The sequence below is a fragment of the Roseateles paludis genome (genome assembly GCF_039872745.1).
Classification (GTDB): Bacteria; Pseudomonadota; Gammaproteobacteria; order Burkholderiales; family Burkholderiaceae_C; genus Pelomonas; species Pelomonas paludis.
Genome location: NZ_JBDPZD010000003.1, coordinates 149,575 through 165,834, shown reverse-complemented (window position 1 = coordinate 165,834; position 16,260 = coordinate 149,575). Strand labels below are relative to the sequence as shown.

The window sequence follows — 16,260 nt, the reverse complement described above, 5'->3', positions numbered from 1 at the left end:
AAGGCGTTGGCGTGACCATGACCCAGTTCGACCTGAGCCCGACCTCGCGGGTTCGCCCGCGCTTCGGCGTTGTTGGCACCGAGTTTGAAGGCGACTACCTGCTCTCCATGCTGGAGGGGCTGTGGCACACCGCTGCCGAGCTGGATGTCGACTTGCTGATCTATTCCGTCCTGCGCACGGGCACGCCACCGGCCTTTGCCCGGCAGTTCAACGTCAACTACGGCTTCGTGGACGACGCCGTCATCGACGGCTTGATCGTGCTGGGCGCCAACCTGGCGTCCTACACCTCGGTGACCCTGCCGTTTGACGAGGTGCGCCGGCGCTTTGCGCACATCCCCACGGTGGTGGTGGGCTGCGAGGTGGAGGGCTGGCCGTCGGTGACGGTGGACGGCTACAGCGGCTTCAAGGCCTTGGTGAAGCACTTCCTGGTGGACCATGGCTACCGCCATGTGGCCATGATCGAGGGGCCGCCCGAGAGCAGCGACGCCTGCGAGCGCCTGCAGGCCTACCTGGACGCCCACGCCGAAGCCGGCATCACGCCCAACCCGTTGCTGCGCGGCCGTGGGCACTTCGACATTGCCTCCGGGCGCGACGAGCTGCGCCGCCTGCTCGACCTGGGCGTGCCGATGGACGCGGTAGTCTGCGCCAACGACCACATGGCCTGGGGCTGCATGGGCGTGGCGCTGGAGCGCGGCCTGAACCTGCCGGACGACCTGGCGGTGGGCGGCTTTGACGACATCCGCAGCTACTCCAACGCCCGGCCCTCGCTGACCTCGGTCAACCAGAACATTGCCGAGCAAGGCGCCGAGGCGATGCGCATGCTGCATGCCCAGGTCTGCGGGCAGACACCGCCGCGCGACATCCGCCTGTCCTCCCGCCTCGTCAGGCGGCGCTCCTGCGGCTGCCTGGGCCTGGCGGCGGCCAACCGCGAAGAGCCCGTCACCGACCTGCGCGGCCACGTGCAGGTGCTGATGGACTCGATGAGCGTGCCGCCCCGGCTGCACGAGCGCCTGGCCGACAAGATGCTGCGCCTGCGCGAGGCGCTGGCAAAGCCCGACGACGACCAGAACTACCAAGCGGTGCTCAACCAGCTCTTCAAGCTCTGGCGCGGTGAAGGGCTGGAGGCCTCGCTGCTGCAGAACTTCCTGCTCGGCATCCAGGAACGTCTGCTGGAGCAGCTTGCACCCGGCGCCGCCAGCCTGGCCGTGGGCCGGCTGCACCGCGGCCAGGTCTTGATCGCCAACACCGCCGACCTGGTGGGTGACCTGGAGCACAAGACCGTTGACGACACCTCCAACCTGCACCTGAAGTTCAAGACCCGGGTGACGGCCGACATCCTGGAGTCCCTGCTCTCGGGCCTGGCTGAAGGCCTGCGGGCCCTGGAGGTGCGCACCTGCTATGTGGCGCTCTACCAGCATCCGGTGTCCTTCGAGAGCATCAACAGCGTGGGCCTGCCGTCTACCTCGCGCCTGGTGTTTGCGCTCGATGGCGGTGAGCTGCACCCGGAGTGGTGCGAGTACGAGTACTCGACCGCCACGCTGCTGCCCGCCGCCGCCGAGCTTGCCGGCCAGACGCAGGCCCGGGCCTTGATGCCCTTCCCGATGTTCCACCACAACGAGCACTTCGGCTTCATCGTGCTGGAGCGCCGCACGCAGGACCGCTTCTCCTACGAGGAGCTGCGCCACGAGATTGCGGGCAGCCTGCACCACAGCCTGCTGGTGCGCGAGCTGGACGCCGCGCGCGAGCTGCTGCGCCTGGACCTGGAGCGCGCCCGCGCGGCCAACGAAGACCTCTCCCACATCGCCATGCGTGATGCCATGACCGGCGTGTTCAACCGCCGAGGCTTCCTGGAGCTGGCCGAAACGGTGATGCGCACCGCGCGCCTCACCCACCAGCCCATGAGCCTGATCTTTGCCGACATGGACGGCCTCAAGCACATCAACGACGTCTATGGCCACGAGGAGGGCGACACCGCCATCTGCGAGGCCGCCCGGCTGATCCAGCAATGCTTCCGGCAGGAAGACATCGTGGCCCGCATCGGCGGGGACGAGTTCGTGGCCCTGACGCGCAGCGGCGCAGCCGACACCATCGCCATGATCGAGCAGCGCCTGGCCAGGCGCTTCACCGAGTACAACGCCGCCAGCACCAAGCCCTACCCGGTGGCCTGCAGCTTTGGCGGCTACCTGGTCAATGCGGACTCGACCGAGTCGCTCGACGAAGTGCTGGCCCACGCCGACCGCATGATGTACGCCGAGAAGCGCCGCCGCCGCAGCCAGCGGCAGGGCGAAGGCGCCACCGGCGGCAGCAGCACCATCATTGCGGACTTCAGCCCCTCGGGCTCGGGCCGCTTGCGCTGAGGCGCTGCGGGTTCAGGCTGGCACGGCGGGCGCCAGCAGCGCCTTCGCCTGCGCCAGGGCGCTGGGGTCGTCGATGGTGGTCAGGTCGCCCGGGTCGCGGCCCTCGGCCACGGCTTGCAAGGCGCGGCGCAGCAGCTTGCCCGAGCGCGTCTTGGGCAGCACGCTCACAAACAGCACGCGCGCGGGCCGCGCGACGGCGCCCAGTTGCCCGTCCACCACTTTCATCACCTCGGCCTCCAGGGCCTTGGCCAACTCGGGTGTGGCGGCGCGGCTGGCGTCGCGCAGCACGGCAAAGGCCAGCGCCACCTGGCCCTTGAGCTGGTCGGCCACGCCCACCACGGCCACCTCGGCCACGGCCGGGTGGCTGGAGATGCTCTCCTCGATCTCGCGCGTGCCCAGGCGGTGGCCGGCCACGTTGATCACGTCGTCGGTGCGGCCCAAGATGAAGGTGTAGCCATCGGCGTCACGCACGCCCCAGTCGAAGGTCGAATAGACCTGCTGGCCCGAGATGCCCGTCCAGTAGGTGCGCACGAAGCGCTCGTCGTCGCCCCAGACCGTCTGCAGGCAGCCGGGCGGCAGCGGGTAGCGGATGGTGAGCACGCCTTTCTGGTCAGCGCCGGTCAGCTCCAGCCCGGTGTTCTCGTCGAGCAGGCGCACGTCGTAGCCAAACATCGGCACGCCGGGCGAGCCGAAACGCGTGGGCATGGGCGCCACGCCGGGGATGTGGTTGGCCACCGAGAGCAGCGGCCAGCCGGTCTCGGTCTGCCAGTAGTTGTCGACGATGGGCACGCCGAGTGACTCGGAGATCCAGCGCGCCGTGGGCTCATCCAGTGGCTCGCCGGCCAGGAAGAGCGCGCGCAAGCTGGAGAGGTCGTACTTCTTCAGGTAGGCCGGGTCGTGCTTCTTGAGCACGCGCACCGCCGTGGGCGCGCTGAACATCACCGTCACCTTGAAGCGCTCCACCAGGCTCCACCACACACCCGCGTCGGGCTGGATGGGCAGGCCCTCGTACATGACAGTCGCCATACCGGCGATCAGCGGGCCATAGATGATGTAGCTGTGGCCCACCACCCAGCCGATGTCGCTGGTGGAGAAATAGGTTTCGCCCGCCTTGCCGCCGTAGACGTAGTCCATGCTGGCGGCCAGGGCCACGGCGTAGCCGCCGGTGTCGCGCTGCACGCCTTTGGGCTTGCCGGTGGTGCCGCTGGTGTAGAGCGTGTAGCTGGGGCTGTTGGACTCCAGCCATTCGCAGGGCACGCGGGTGCCCTGCAAGACAGCGCGAGCTGCGGCGTAGTCGAGATCACGGCCCGCCACGGGCTCGAAGGCGGCGAGGCCCCGGTTCACCATCAGCACCTTGGCCGGCTTGTGGGACGAGAGCTGGATGGCTTCGTCCAGCAGCGGCTTGTAGGGCACGACCTTGCCGCCCCGGCTGCCGGCGTCGGCGCTGACGATCAGGGCCGGCGTGGCGTCTTCGATGCGCGTGGCCAGGCTGCCCGAGGCAAAGCCGCCGAACACCACCGAGTGGATGGCCCCGATGCGCGCACAGGCCAGCATGGCAAACGCGGCCTCGGGGATCATGGGCATGTAGACCAGCACCCGGTCGCCCTTGCCCACGCCCTGCTCGCGCAGGATGGCGGCCATGCACTCGACCTCGGCCTGCAGCTCGGCAAAGCTGTAGATGCGCTCTTGGTTGGTTTCAGTCGAGACCCAGATCAGCGCTCGGTCGGTGGGCCGCTGGGCGGCGTGCCGGTCCACGGCGTTGTGGCAGAGGTTGGTGGTGCCGCCCACAAACCAGCGCGCAAACGGCGGGCGGCTGGTGTCGCAGATCTGCTGAGGCGGGGTCTGCCAGTCGATGCGCTGGGCCTGCTCGGCCCAGAAGGCGTCACGCTCGACCAGGGAGCGGCGGTGGAAGTCGGCGTAGGTTTGCATGGGGACGGCCGGTTTCGGTGGGTTTCATGAAAAGCTTGGCGCGGAGTGTGGGCTTTGACTGCTGACCACAGCCTGACCTAGCGCAAACCCGTGCTCCAATGGCCACGCCTGCTTTGCCGGAAGAACCTGGGGTTTCCCCCAAATTCACCCCCCGGCAGCGCCCGCTTGGCTTGACGCTCTGCGGCGCCCTCCCTACCCTGCGCGGCCGATGTGTGACAACGCCGTCACCTCCGAGTCCGCCCTGATTGATGCCTGTTTCCCGCGCTCTCGCCCACCCCCTTTCGCTGCTGACCCTGTGCCTGGCCCTCGGCCTTGGCCTTGCGCCGGCCGTGCAGGCGCAAGGCGTGGCGCAAGCGGCTGTAACCCAGCCGGCACCGCCACCCGGCACGATGATGGGCTCCTACGGCGCCAGCCTGCAGCAGCAGGCGCTGGCCGCCGCCGCCAACGGGGCCACGCCCAACCGCTCGGCCGCCAATGACGCGGTGACCCGCTTCCTGACCGAGCGCGGCCTGGTGCCGGCGCCGGACAGCGCCCCCGCCCGGCTGCTGGGCAGCGTGCGCGACACGGCCTCGGAGCTGGTGCTGTCGGCCATGAACTTCCTGGGGGTGCGCTACACCCGGGGCGGCACCTCTATCGAAAACGGCTTTGACTGCAGCGGCTTCACGCGCCACATCTTCGAGATGAGCGTCGGCCTCGTGCTGCCCCGCCGCGCCGACGAGCAAGCCCGCTCCGAGAACCTCAAGTCGGTCGAGAAGGACGAGCTCAAGCCCGGCGACCTGGTCTTCTTCAACACCATGAAGCGCACCTTCAGCCATGTGGGCATCTACGTGGGCGAGGGCCGTTTCATCCATGCACCGCGCACCGGCAGTGCCGTGCGGGTGGAGGACATGCGCGACGCCTACTGGGCCAAGCGCTTCACCGGCGCTCGCCGGGCCGACCTCAAAGCGGCCGCCGCCGCAGACACCGCCACGCTGCAGCGTTGAAGCCCTGGCGGCTGTAGCGCCCCTGGGCTGTCCGCCAGCTGTCGCACCTCCATATGCGTTCCTGACGCGCTGACGCGCACCCTGCGGGCATCTCAGCTCCAGGGGTCGCAGATGTCTGCATTGCCCACACCCAAGCCGGGCGCCATGCCCGACGCCGCGCGCCAGGGCCTGGCCGCACTCACGCTGGGCGCCATCGGCGTCGTCTATGGCGACATCGGCACCAGCCCGCTCTACACCCTGGCCGAGGTCTTTGGTCCGGCCACCGGCCTGCGGCCCGATGCGGCGAGCATCGTCGGGGCTGTGTCGGCCCTCTTCTGGGCGCTGATGCTGGTGGTCACGCTCAAGTACGTGTTGCTCATCCTGCGTGCTGACAACCGGGGTGAAGGCGGTGGCCTGGCGCTCACCGCCCTGGCCACCGAAGCCGTGCAGGGCCGTCCGCAGCTCAGGCAGGGGCTGCTGCTGCTTGGGGTGTTCGGCGCCACGCTGTTCTATGGCGACAGCGTCATCACCCCGGCCGTGTCGGTGATCGGGGCGATGGAAGGGCTCAAGGTGCTGAGCCCCCAGTTGGAGGCCTATGTGGTGCCGCTCTCGCTGGTGGTGCTGGTGGGCCTCTTCGTCGTGCAGCGCCATGGCACACATGCGGTGGGCCGGGTGTTCGGGCCGATCATCGTGCTGTGGTTTGCGGTGCTGGCTGTGACGGGCGCCCTCGCCATTGCCCAGACGCCTGGCGTGCTGGCCGCGCTGAACCCGCTGCATGCCTATGAGTTCCTGAGCACGCGCGGCAGCCACCTGCTGCCGGTGCTGGGCGCCCTGGTGCTGGCCCTCACGGGCGCCGAGGCGCTGTATGCCGACATGGGCCACTTCGGCGCCCGGCCCATCCGCCTGGCCTGGTGTGGCCTGGTGCTGCCGGCCCTGGCGCTCAACTACCTGGGCCAAGGCGCGCTGCTGATGCAAGACCCGAGTGCCATCGACAACCCCTTCTACCGCCTCTTCCCGCAAGGCCTGGTGCTGCCCGCCATCCTGCTGGCCACGGCAGCGGCCGTCATCGCCTCACAGGCCGTGATCTCGGGCGCCTACTCGATGACCAAGCAGGCCATCCAGCTCGGCTTCCTGCCGCGCCTGCCCATCCGCAACACCTCGGCCGCCGAGGCGGGGCAGATCTACATCGGCGCCGTCAACTGGGCGCTGCTGGCCGGCGTGATCGGCGCAGTGCTGCTGTTCCGCAGCTCGTCGAGCCTGGCGGGCGCCTATGGCATTGCCGTCACGCTCACCATGGCCATCACCACGGTACTGACCTACTTCGTGGTGCGCCACCGCTGGGGCCTGCCGGCCTGGCTGGCCTGGGGCGCCACGGGCTTCTTCCTGCTGCTGGACGGGCTGCTGGTGGCGGGCTGCGCGGTCAAGTTCTTTGACGGCGGCTGGTTCCCACTGGCGCTGGGCCTGAGCATCTTCTTGTTGATGAGCACCTGGGCCCGGGGCCGCACCGAGCTGCGCCAGGCGCTGCAAAGCGAGGGGCTGGCGCTGGAGCCCTTCCTGGAGAGCCTGTGTGCCGACGCGGGCCAGGCTCGTGTGCCGCGCACCGCCGTCTACCCCGTGGCCAACCCCGAGCTGGTGCCGCAGGCCCTGCTGCACAACATCAAGCATTACCAGACGCTGCACGAGCGCAATCTGCTGCTGACGGTGCGCTTTGACCACGGCCCCTGGGTAGAGCCTGCCGAGCGCCTGCAACTGCAAGCGCTGGCACCCGGCTTCTGGCGCGCGACGCTGAGCTATGGCTTCATGGAGCAACCCGATGTGCCGCGCGACCTGGCCGCCTGCGCCGCACAGGGCCTCGCCATCGAGCCGGCCGAGACCAGCTTCTTCCTGAGCCGCGAAACCGTGGTGCCCAAGAGCGGCATGGCGCACTGGCGCGAGGCGCTGTTTGCCGCACTCAGCCGCAACGCAGGCAGCGCAGCCGACTACTTCCGGCTGCCCGACAACGCGGTGGTGGAGCTGGGCACGCGGGTGCAGCTGTGATCAGCGCATGATTCAACGCTTGACCTTGGCCAGCAGCAGCGGCTGCACGGCGCCCACCAGCTCAACCGCTGCATCGGCAAAGCGCTGCGGGTCGACCTGGGTCTTGTAGCTGTTGTCGGCCGTGGTGCCGCTGAGGCTCTTGGCCGCGCCGGACAGCATGCCCAGGAAACCGCTGGGCTTGTCTTCTTCGGTCTTTTGCACGCCGCCTTCGGCCAGGAAGTCCATCTGCCCCGGCAGGGTCTCGTCGAGGCGCACGACCACGTCGCCGTCATAGGCCCGGTAGCCGCCGCGCAGCGCGCTGATGCGGCTGGACTCGCGGGCATAGGCGCGGTCGCCGTCGGGCGTGCGGAAGGCGATGCGCGTCTGGCCCTCGCGGATGTACATCGCCGCCGAGGCGCCGGTGCGCGAGGTGGCCGTGGTGCTGAAGTGCGCGGTGTTGATGGCATCCCAGTCCGTAGCTGCCGTGGCGCCGCCAAAGCCGACCAGGTACCAGGCCCGCACCAAATGCGCATTCAGCGACTTGGCCAGGTCCACCTCCCAGCCAGCCACATAGCTGGACGTGCTGGACATGCGGGCGTTGTCGCCCCAGCTGCGCTCCGGCGCCTGGGCGCTGCCCTTGAGCTTTTTGTGGACGCTGAAGGTGCCCTGCTCGCCCACCGGCGGCAGGTAGATGGGCAGGCTCGTGGGCCCGACGACCAGGCTGTGCCCGTCGGTGTTGCCGAAGTGATAGCCCTGCGGGTAGGCCATCTCGGTGCGCAGCTTCTCGTAGAGCGGCTGGGCTTTCAGCTCCGCTTCGGGCACCACCTCGAAACCGGCGGCCGTCAGGTCGGCTTTGAGCTTCTCGTAGACGCGGTTGGCGGCTTCTTCCAGCCGCTTGGCGTCAAAGCCCGCCAGCACGTTGTCCGAGTAGCTGTTGCCGCGCGACAGGTACATCTTGGACAGGCGGCCGGTGATCTCCTCGGCGAAGACCTTGGTCTGGAACTCCAGCACCACGTTGGTGATGGCCACGCGCTTGAGGCTGCCCAGCTTGGCGGGCGTGGAGTCGGTGAACTCGATGCGCGGCTCGCCCTTGACCTGGGCAGCGCCGTCGGCGGCATGGATGGGCAGGGCCAGGCCGGCCAGTGAGAGCGCCAGTGAAACCGTGGCCAAAGCGGACGCAGAGGCCCGCCCCGAAAGCTTGAACATGATGTCTCCAGGTGAGGGGATGCTGGGATTCGCGGGAAACCGCGCCCAAAAGGCTCATCCGGCTCACACGCCCCACCCGCCCAGAGACGTTCCGTTCAGCCCTCCACTTGCGCCTGCGCCTTGGCGTAGGCCTCAGCGAGCTTGGTGTCGTACTGGTTGGTGGCGTAGGCCGGGCCGTTGTAGGCGCGGGCAAAGCGGGCCCAGTCGCGGCGGCGCAGCCACTCCAGCAGGGTCTTGCCCTGGTAGGTGTTGGCCTCGATGAAGCGGCCAAAGGCCTCCAGGTGCTGGCCTTCGTCTTGCTGTATGCGGGTGACGAAGTCGAACACGTCGGCATAGCCCAGGGTCTCGGCGTGGTAGCCCAGCACCTGAAAGAGCCCCCAGGACGCCGAGCGCAGCGCCGCGCGCTCGTCGATGGCCTTGGCACGCTCCAGGCGGTCGTACTCAGCCAGGCCGCCCTTGTAGCTGCCGGGCGTGTAGCTGGGGAAGAGGATGTCGCCGTTGCCGGCGGTGTAGGCGCGCGGGTCCTTGCCGGCCGCCACCAGCTCGCGCCAGAAGACGTGGCCCTCGAACAGGATCTTGGCCTGGCGGCCGAGGAAGCCCACGCCGTCGGCCTCGACGACATAGACCGCCCGCACCGCCGGCACCTCCACGCTGTGCCGCGCTGCAAAGTCCGCGATCTGCGCCTGCGACAGCCAGCGGCTGCTCATGTCGGCCAGCAGCGCCGGCTGCAGCACAAAGAGGCGCGTCCAGGTCTTCTGGCCGGCCACGCCGTCGTTGATCAGGCCCTGGTCGGTCTGGAACTGGCGCAGGGCTTTTTCAGTGCCCGGGCCAAAGTTGCCGTCCACGTCCACCGTGTAGCCACAGGCCTGCAGGAAGACCTGCAGGATGACCGCGTCGCGCTTGGGTGCGCTACCCCGTTTGATGTCTTGCATGGGGTCGGTTTGTAGCCGGACGCTGTGCCAGCGTCACCCCCAAGAACTCAACCGATCGGCAGTTCGGTGAAGTAGCGTCCGCCGTGGAAGATCAGCGGCGTGGCGCCGGCGCGCGCGCTGCACAGCTCCACCTCGCCGACGAAGATGACGTGGTCGCCCTCCTCGTACTGGCTGCGGTTGGCGCACTCGAACACCGCCGCCGCGCCCTCCAGCACCGGCGCGCCGCCCGCACCCTCGCGCCAGGCCACGCCGGCAAAGCGGTCGATGTCGCGCGTGGCAAAGCGCTGGGCCAGCGGCATCTGCTCGGCGGCCAGGATGTTGATCGCGTAATGCGAGCCGGCCGCAAACACCGGCAGCGAACCCGCCTGGCGCGACAGGCTCCACAGCACCAGCGGTGGCGTCAGCGACACCGAGTTGAAGGAATTCGCCGTCAGCCCCACCAAGCGGCCACTCGGATCACGCGCGGTGATGATGGTGACGCCGGTGGCAAACATGCCCAGCGCCGAGCGGAAGTGCTGGCGGTCCAGGGCGGGCATGGCGGGAGCTGCGTCTGACATGGCGCGCATTCTCCACGCGACGTGTGGCGTAGCTGCCAAGCGTGGAGGCTGCCGGACTTGGGAGCGTCGGCTGCAATTCGGCCGCAGCGGTCCATTTTTCACGGACTTCTTGCCCCATAGCTACGGCTATGGCGCTGCGAATCCCGCAAAAACTGTCCTCGCTGCGCCCAAATTTCGCTTCGACGCCCCAAGCCCGACAGCCTCCTGGAAAATGTCCGCATGCAGCAAGACGACAGCTTCCACTACGCCACGCTCACCACCCCCGCCCCGCGCCAGTTTGGGCAATGCGCCGACTGCGCGGCCGGTACCTGCGCACCGCAGCGCGGCCGGCGCCTCTTCACGGGCCTGCTGGGTGCGGGCCTCGTTCTGCCCACCGTGCCCGCCTGGGCCCGCGAGGGTGTGGAAGTGGGCGAGAAGAGCAAGTTCGTCGGCCTGGTGTCGGCCGACCAGATCGAGAAGGCCGGGGCCCAGCAGTACCTGGCGCTCAAGCAGGAGGCGGCCCAGAAGCGCAGCCTGGCCCCGGAAGGCCAGCCCCAGCTCATCCGGCTGCGCGAGATCGCCTCACGCATCATCCCGTTCTCCTACGAGTGGAATGAGCGCGCCCGCCGCTGGCGCTGGGAGGTGACCTTGCTGGGCGACCCCACGCTCAATGCCTTCTGCATGCCGGGCGGCAAGATCGCCTTCTATTACGGCATCCTGGAGCAGCTGAAGCTGGAGGACGACGAGGTCGCCGCCATCATGGGCCACGAGGTGGCGCATGCGCTGCGTGAGCACGCCCGTGAGCGCATGGGCAAGTCCACCGCCACCTCGGCCGTGGTGGAACTGGGCTCCGCGCTGCTCGGCCTGGGCAACCTCGGCCGCGCGGCGGCAGGCATGGGCGCGCAGCTGCTGTCGCTCAAGTTCAGCCGTGGCGACGAGAGCGAGGCCGACCTGATCGGCATCGAACTGGCCGCCCGCGCCGGCTACGACCCCGCCGCCGCCGTGCGCCTGTGGCACAAGATGAGCGAGGCCAGCAAGGGCGCGCCGCCGCAGTGGTTGTCCACCCACCCGTCCAACGACACCCGCATCCGCGACCTGGAAGCCAACATCCCCAAGGTCGCCGGCCTCTACGCCCGCGCCGACAAGCCCACGCGCCGCTTCCCCGTCGCCCCGCCGCTCAAGCGCGGCTGAACCACCAAGTATTCGGGCCGAGCGCCGGGCCGCCCCAAGCCGGCCCGTCATGCAATCTGGCGGGGGCCCTGCCCCCAACAGATTGCACCCCCTCGGGGGGTGCGCTCAGCGTACCCGCTGAGGCGGGGGCTTCACCACCTGGCGGGGAGCGGCTTCAGGCGCTGGTAGCAGCCATTGGCCACGCGGCTCAGGTAGCCGCCCTGCTCCAGGTCCTTGCCCAGCTTGGACACCATCTCGCGTGAGCAGCCCAGGCGCTGGGCGATGGCTTGGTGGGTGAATTCCATCTGCGCGCCGTCAAGCGTGCTTTGCTCGATCAACAGGCGCAGGCGGCCATAGACGTCGTTCAGCGCCAACTGCTTGGTGGACAGCGTCGCGGCGCGCGCGCGGCGAATCACCTTGGTCAGCAGCTCGAACGCGAACTCAGGGTGCTCGCTGATGTGAGTCAGCAGGTTGACGCGCGTGACGATGATGCAGCGCGTGGGCGCCTCGGCCATCACGCTGGCCGAGCGCGGCCCGCCATCGAGGCTCATCTCGCCCACGTACTCGCCAGGGCCATAGACGCCGTAGGTGATCTCGCGGCCACGCGCATCGCTGCTGTAGGCACGCAGTTGCCCCGCGACGATGACGAACAGGTTGTCACCCAGCGAACCCTCCTCGATCAGCAACACGCCCTTGCGATAGCTGCGCGCCGTGCCGCGCTGGGCCAGGCCGCGCAATGAGGACGGGAGGGACTGCAGGTCTTGATCGAGAGCGGCGTCGGCCATCAGGTGCATGCCGAGGGCGAGGGGCCACACGGCATGGGGCGCGATATTACGAGACTCGCCCGCTGCGCTCACTGCAGGAAGGGGTTGCTGCGACGTTCGTCACCAATGCGGGTTTCAGGCCCATGGCCGGGGATGACGACGGTCTCATCCGGCAGGGTCAGCAGCTTGTGCTGGATCGCCTCGATCAGCTGCCCGTGGTTGCCGCGGGGGAAGTCGGTGCGGCCGATGCTGCCGGCAAACAGCACGTCGCCCACGAACACGCGGCCTGCCGACGCTGAATAGAACACCACATGCCCTGGCGTGTGCCCCGGGCAGTGGCGCACTGTCAGCGTCTCGTGCCCAATCTGGACCTCGTCGCCATCGGCCAGCCACCGCTGCGGCACAAAGGGCTCGGCCGCCGGGAAGCCAAACATCTGGCTCTGCTGCGCCAGCCCGTCGATCCAGAACTGGTCGCCCGGGTGCGGGCCAATGATGGGCAAGGCCGCCTCGCGCGACAGTTGCCCCGCGCCGCCCGCATGGTCGATGTGCGCGTGCGTGAGCCAGATGGCCTTGAGCGTCAGGCCGCGCGCCTTCACGGCAGCCAGCAATCGTGGCAGCTCACCGCCGGGGTCGATCAAAGCGGCCTCGCGGGTCTCGGAGCACCAGACCAGCGAGCAGTTCTGTTGGAACGGGGTGACGGGGAGGGTTTCGTAGGCGAGAGACATGGCGCGCAGGACTCTAAAGGCAAAGTGCCGACCTGTCGTTGGCCAGATCATCCCGTCGCCACGACACGTTGGCCTCGTCACCGCAAGCCGTCGCGGACCAACGCCGCTGAGATGCCGCGCGGCGAGCCGCGTCGTTCAGACGATGCCGCTGCTGCTGGCACCCGTCCGCGCCGGACGCTGGGCGGCGACGCGGTCGCGGTAGCCGCTGGCACGGTAGCAAGCCACCGGGTCGATGGCGCCGCCGCTGCGCAAGCGTGCCATGGCCAAGATGGGGCTGACATCGGTGCGAAACGCCTGCTTGAGCGTTTGCGCCGCCTGGTGAGCATCGTTGTCCTGCTGATGAGCCGCGAGGGCCGTGCGATCCACCAGTGCGGCCTGCACATAGGCACGCTGCACCTCGGCGGCGCTCGACATCAGGCTTTCGATGGGATCTGTGACGTTGTGCGACTGGTCGAGCATGTAGGCGGGACGCAAGCCCGGCTCGCGCAGCGCGGCGTCGGCCAGCTCGTTGAACACGAGGAAGAGCTGGAACGGGTTGATCGAACCCGAGTCCAGGTCATCGTCGCCATATTTGCTGTCGTTGAAATGGAAACCGCCAAGCTTGCCGAACTGGGCCAGGCGGGCCACGATCATCTCGATGTTGGTGTTGGGCGCATGGTGGCCCAGATCGACCAGGCATCGGGCCTTGGAGCCCAGGGCCGTGGCGCAGGCAAAGCTGGTGCCCCAGTCAGCAATGGTGGTGGCGTAAAACGCGGGCTCGAACAGCTTGTGTTCGATGAACAGGCTCCAGTCGTCCGGCAGGCCGGCGTAGATCTGGCGCATGCTGTCCAGGTAGCGTTCCAGCGCGCCGCGCAAATTGTGTTGGCCGGGGAAGTTGGCGCCGTCGCCCACCCAGACGGTCAGCGCCTTCGAGCCCAGCGCCTGCCCCAGTGCGATGCAGTCCAGGTTGTGCTGCACCGCTTGTTCGCGCACCTCAAGGCGGCCCGCCGTCAGGCTGCCGAATTTGTAGCTGTGCTGCTGGCCGGCTTGATCCTGGAAGGTGTTGGAGTTGACGGCATCAAAGCCCAGCCCTCGCGCTGCGGCGGTCTCTCGAAGTTCGGCCGCATCCTCGGGACGGTCCCAGGGAAAGTGCAGCGACACCGTTGGCGTGGCGCGTGTCAGCTGGTGGATCACCGCGCAGTCGTCCAGCTTCTCGAACACATTGCGCGGCTCGCCTCGACCCGGAAAGCGCGCAAACCGCGTGCCCCCGGTCCCAACACCCCAGCTCGGTACGGCAACGGCAAAGTGCCGCGCCTGGGCTGTCAGGGCCTCAATGTCCTGGCCGCGCCTGGCCAGTACCCCTGCCAGGGCCGCGTAGTCGGCTTCAAGCTGCGCCAACAGCTTTGAGTTGTGGGCCGCCACCTGGCTGGCATCCATCACGCTTGTCATGCCTGTCTCCTGTTGCCGCTTCAGCGCGTGAACGCCGCGGCGTTGCCGGCATCGACGTTCAACACGTTGCCCGTGCTCTTGCCCGCCTTGTCGCTGACCAAGAAGTAGACCGCTTCGGCGATGTCCTCGGGCAGCACGCTGCGCTTGAGCAGGCTGCGCTTGCGATAGAACTCTTCGACATCATCGGCATCGATCTTGTTGGACGCCGCACGCTCTTCCTTCCACTTGCCGTCCCAGATGCGCGAGCCGCGGATCACGGCGTCTGGATTGACGACGTTGACACGGATGCCGTGCTCGGCGCCCTCGAGCGCAATGCAGCGCGCCAGGTGGATTTCAGCGGCCTTGGCGGTGCAGTAGGCCGATGCGCCGGCAGACGCCACCAGGCCGTTCTTGCTGGCGACGAACACCATGCTGCCGCCCAACTGCTGGCGCTTCATCATCTGGAAGGCGCCTCGGCTGACCAGGAAGTAGCCCGTCACCAGGATGTCCTGATTCCGCTGCCAGATGTCGAGCGTGGTCTCGTCCAGCGGTGCCGCCGAAGCGATGCCGGCATTGGAGACGAGCAGGTCGACGCCGCCAAAACGCAGCGCTGCCGCGTCCAGTACGGCCGCCACCTGCCCTTCCTGGGTGATGTCGGCCTGCACCGTGCCCAGGCTGTCCTTGCCGGCGACCTTGATCAGGTTTTGCCGGGCCTCATCCAGCGCCGTGCTGTCGATATCGGTCAGCATCACGCAGGCGCCCTCGCGCAGCAACTGGCGCGCCACGGCCTGGCCAATGCCGCCCGCGCCGCCGGTCACCAGGGCGATGCGCCCCGCCAGGCTCTTGGGCTTTGGCATGCGCTGCAGCTTGGCCTCTTCGAGCAACCAGTATTCGATGTCGAAGGCCTCCTGCTCTGGCAGGCCGACGTAGCGGTCAACGCCATGGGCGCCGCGCATCACGTTGATGGCGTTGACGTAGAACTCGCCGGCGATGCGGGCCGTGGCCTTGTCCTTGGCGAAGGACAGCATGCCAACGCCCGGAATCAGATAGATGACGGGATTGGGGTCGCGCATGGGCGGGCTGTTGTCGCGTTTGCAGCGCTGGTAGTAAGCCGCGTAATCGGCGCGATACGCCTCCAGCGCCCGGTCAAGGCCCTCGGCCAGCCGGTCCACATCGGGCGCGGCCGGGTCGAAATCGAGGACCAGGGGCCGGATCTTGGTGCGCAGGAAGTGGTCCGGGCAGGAGGTGCCCAGCGCCGCCAGCGGCGCTAGATCGGCGCTGCAGACAAATTCCAGCACCTCGGCACCGTCATCGAAGTGCCCCAGCTTGTATTCATCCCGGCTGACCTTGCCGCGCAGCAGGGGCATCAGTTTCGTCGCCAAAGCCCGGCGTTGGTCGGCCGGCAGCGGCTGGTGCTTCTGGCCGCCGAAGACCGGCTTGCGAATGCTCGTCGCCAGCCAATCCTCTGCGCGCTGGATCATGGCCAGCGTGGTTTCGTAGCAAGACTGCGCGGTGTCACCCCAGGTGAACAGGCCGTGCCCCTCCAGGATGATGCCCTTGAGCTGCGGCTCGGCCCGGGACAGCGCCTCCAGCTTCAGGCCCAGGTCATAGCCCGGGCGCTGCCACGGCAGCCAGCCCAGCTGACCCTCGAAAACCTGCTGGGTCAGCGCGCGGCTGTTCTGGCAGGCGGCGATGGCAATCACCGAATCCGGATGCATGTGATCGACGTGCCGATGGGCAATGTAGGCATGCAAGGGCGTGTCGATGCTGGCCGCGCGTGCATTCAGGTTGAAGGTGCAATGCGGCAGGTAGCCCACCATTTCGTCTTCATGCGCCAGGCCACGGTAAAGGCGCTTGAGCGCGTGCAGCTTGTCCATGTACAGGGTGGAAAAGCCGTCCAGCGCAATGCTGCCGAGGTCGCCGCCCGAGCCCTTGACCCACAGCACCTCCACCGGCTCGCCGCCGAGCGGATCGGCCATCATGACCTTGGCGGACGTGTTGCCACCGCCGAAATTGGTGATACGCAGATCCGAGCCGAGCAGGTTGGACCGGTACAGCAAAAGCTCCGGTTCGCTCAGGCCGGCAGCCACCCCTTGATCCCAGCGGGACTTGATGGCCTCCTTCTGCCGTGTGTCACTCATGCAACCTCCGTGTCTTGAACAATTCCCATGGCATCGCAGCATCTGAATTCAGTGGGTCGGACAGTGTCAATGCCGAAACGATCGACTTGATGAGCGAGTCCCGAATAGTCAGCGG

Annotated in this window: 12 protein-coding genes; 4 read left to right on the top strand and 8 right to left on the bottom strand. The window is 68.1% G+C overall.

Going from position 1 to position 16,260, the window contains the following annotated elements:
- The first annotated feature begins 17 nt into the window (after positions 1-17).
- Positions 18-2,357 (top strand): diguanylate cyclase domain-containing protein, encoded by a 2,340-nt coding sequence (locus tag ABDJ85_RS12020; RefSeq protein WP_347705377.1) that lies wholly within the window; start codon positions 18-20, stop codon positions 2,355-2,357.
- Between the two features lie 12 nt (positions 2,358-2,369).
- On the opposite strand, the gene ABDJ85_RS12015 is transcribed toward ABDJ85_RS12020, so the two are convergent.
- Complete coding sequence (locus ABDJ85_RS12015) at positions 2,370-4,286, bottom strand: propionate--CoA ligase (protein WP_347705021.1); 1,917 nt, start codon at positions 4,284-4,286, stop codon at positions 2,370-2,372.
- A gap of 248 nt (positions 4,287-4,534) precedes the next feature.
- Here ABDJ85_RS12015 and ABDJ85_RS12010 point away from each other — a divergent pair, with 248 nt between their 5' ends.
- The gene (locus tag ABDJ85_RS12010) at positions 4,535-5,269 is read left to right on the top strand and encodes a C40 family peptidase (protein WP_347705020.1); all 735 of its coding nucleotides are present in this window, start codon (positions 4,535-4,537) and stop codon (positions 5,267-5,269) included.
- Positions 5,270-5,380: 111 nt separating this feature from the next.
- Positions 5,381-7,285: a potassium transporter Kup gene (locus ABDJ85_RS12005; protein WP_347705019.1), complete on the top strand. Its 1,905-nt coding sequence runs from the start codon at positions 5,381-5,383 to the stop codon at positions 7,283-7,285.
- Positions 7,286-7,297: 12 nt separating this feature from the next.
- Here ABDJ85_RS12005 and ABDJ85_RS12000 read toward each other — a convergent pair whose 3' ends face one another.
- The 3 genes from ABDJ85_RS12000 to ABDJ85_RS11990 form a co-directional block, all read right to left on the bottom strand.
- The gene (locus tag ABDJ85_RS12000; RefSeq protein ID WP_347705018.1) at positions 7,298-8,470 is read right to left on the bottom strand and encodes a hypothetical protein; all 1,173 of its coding nucleotides are present in this window, start codon (positions 8,468-8,470) and stop codon (positions 7,298-7,300) included.
- A gap of 95 nt (positions 8,471-8,565) precedes the next feature.
- Positions 8,566-9,402, bottom strand: a complete 837-nt coding sequence (locus ABDJ85_RS11995; RefSeq protein ID WP_347705017.1) for an N-acetylmuramidase domain-containing protein — start codon at positions 9,400-9,402, stop codon at positions 8,566-8,568.
- 47 nt (positions 9,403-9,449) lie between these two features.
- Positions 9,450-9,959, bottom strand: a complete 510-nt coding sequence (locus ABDJ85_RS11990) for a flavin reductase family protein (protein ID WP_347705016.1) — start codon at positions 9,957-9,959, stop codon at positions 9,450-9,452.
- A gap of 219 nt (positions 9,960-10,178) precedes the next feature.
- Here ABDJ85_RS11990 and ABDJ85_RS11985 point away from each other — a divergent pair, with 219 nt between their 5' ends.
- Positions 10,179-11,129 carry a M48 family metallopeptidase gene (locus ABDJ85_RS11985; RefSeq protein WP_347705015.1) on the top strand — a complete coding sequence of 317 codons (951 nt, stop codon included), beginning with the start codon at positions 10,179-10,181 and terminating at the stop codon, positions 11,127-11,129.
- 131 nt (positions 11,130-11,260) lie between these two features.
- Here ABDJ85_RS11985 and ABDJ85_RS11980 read toward each other — a convergent pair whose 3' ends face one another.
- The 4 genes from ABDJ85_RS11980 to ABDJ85_RS11965 form a co-directional block, all read right to left on the bottom strand.
- Entirely contained in the window at positions 11,261-11,923 is a 663-nt protein-coding gene (locus ABDJ85_RS11980; RefSeq protein WP_347705014.1) for a Crp/Fnr family transcriptional regulator, read from the bottom strand.
- A 38-nt stretch (positions 11,924-11,961) separates the two neighbouring features.
- Positions 11,962-12,597, bottom strand: a complete 636-nt coding sequence (locus ABDJ85_RS11975; RefSeq protein ID WP_347705013.1) for an MBL fold metallo-hydrolase — start codon at positions 12,595-12,597, stop codon at positions 11,962-11,964.
- A 135-nt stretch (positions 12,598-12,732) separates the two neighbouring features.
- The gene (gene rhaI / locus ABDJ85_RS11970; RefSeq protein ID WP_347705012.1) at positions 12,733-14,025 is read right to left on the bottom strand and encodes an L-rhamnose catabolism isomerase; all 1,293 of its coding nucleotides are present in this window, start codon (positions 14,023-14,025) and stop codon (positions 12,733-12,735) included.
- A 20-nt stretch (positions 14,026-14,045) separates the two neighbouring features.
- Positions 14,046-16,145 carry a bifunctional rhamnulose-1-phosphate aldolase/short-chain dehydrogenase gene (locus ABDJ85_RS11965; RefSeq protein ID WP_347705011.1) on the bottom strand — a complete coding sequence of 700 codons (2,100 nt, stop codon included), beginning with the start codon at positions 16,143-16,145 and terminating at the stop codon, positions 14,046-14,048.
- Between the last annotated feature and the right edge of the window lie 115 nt (positions 16,146-16,260).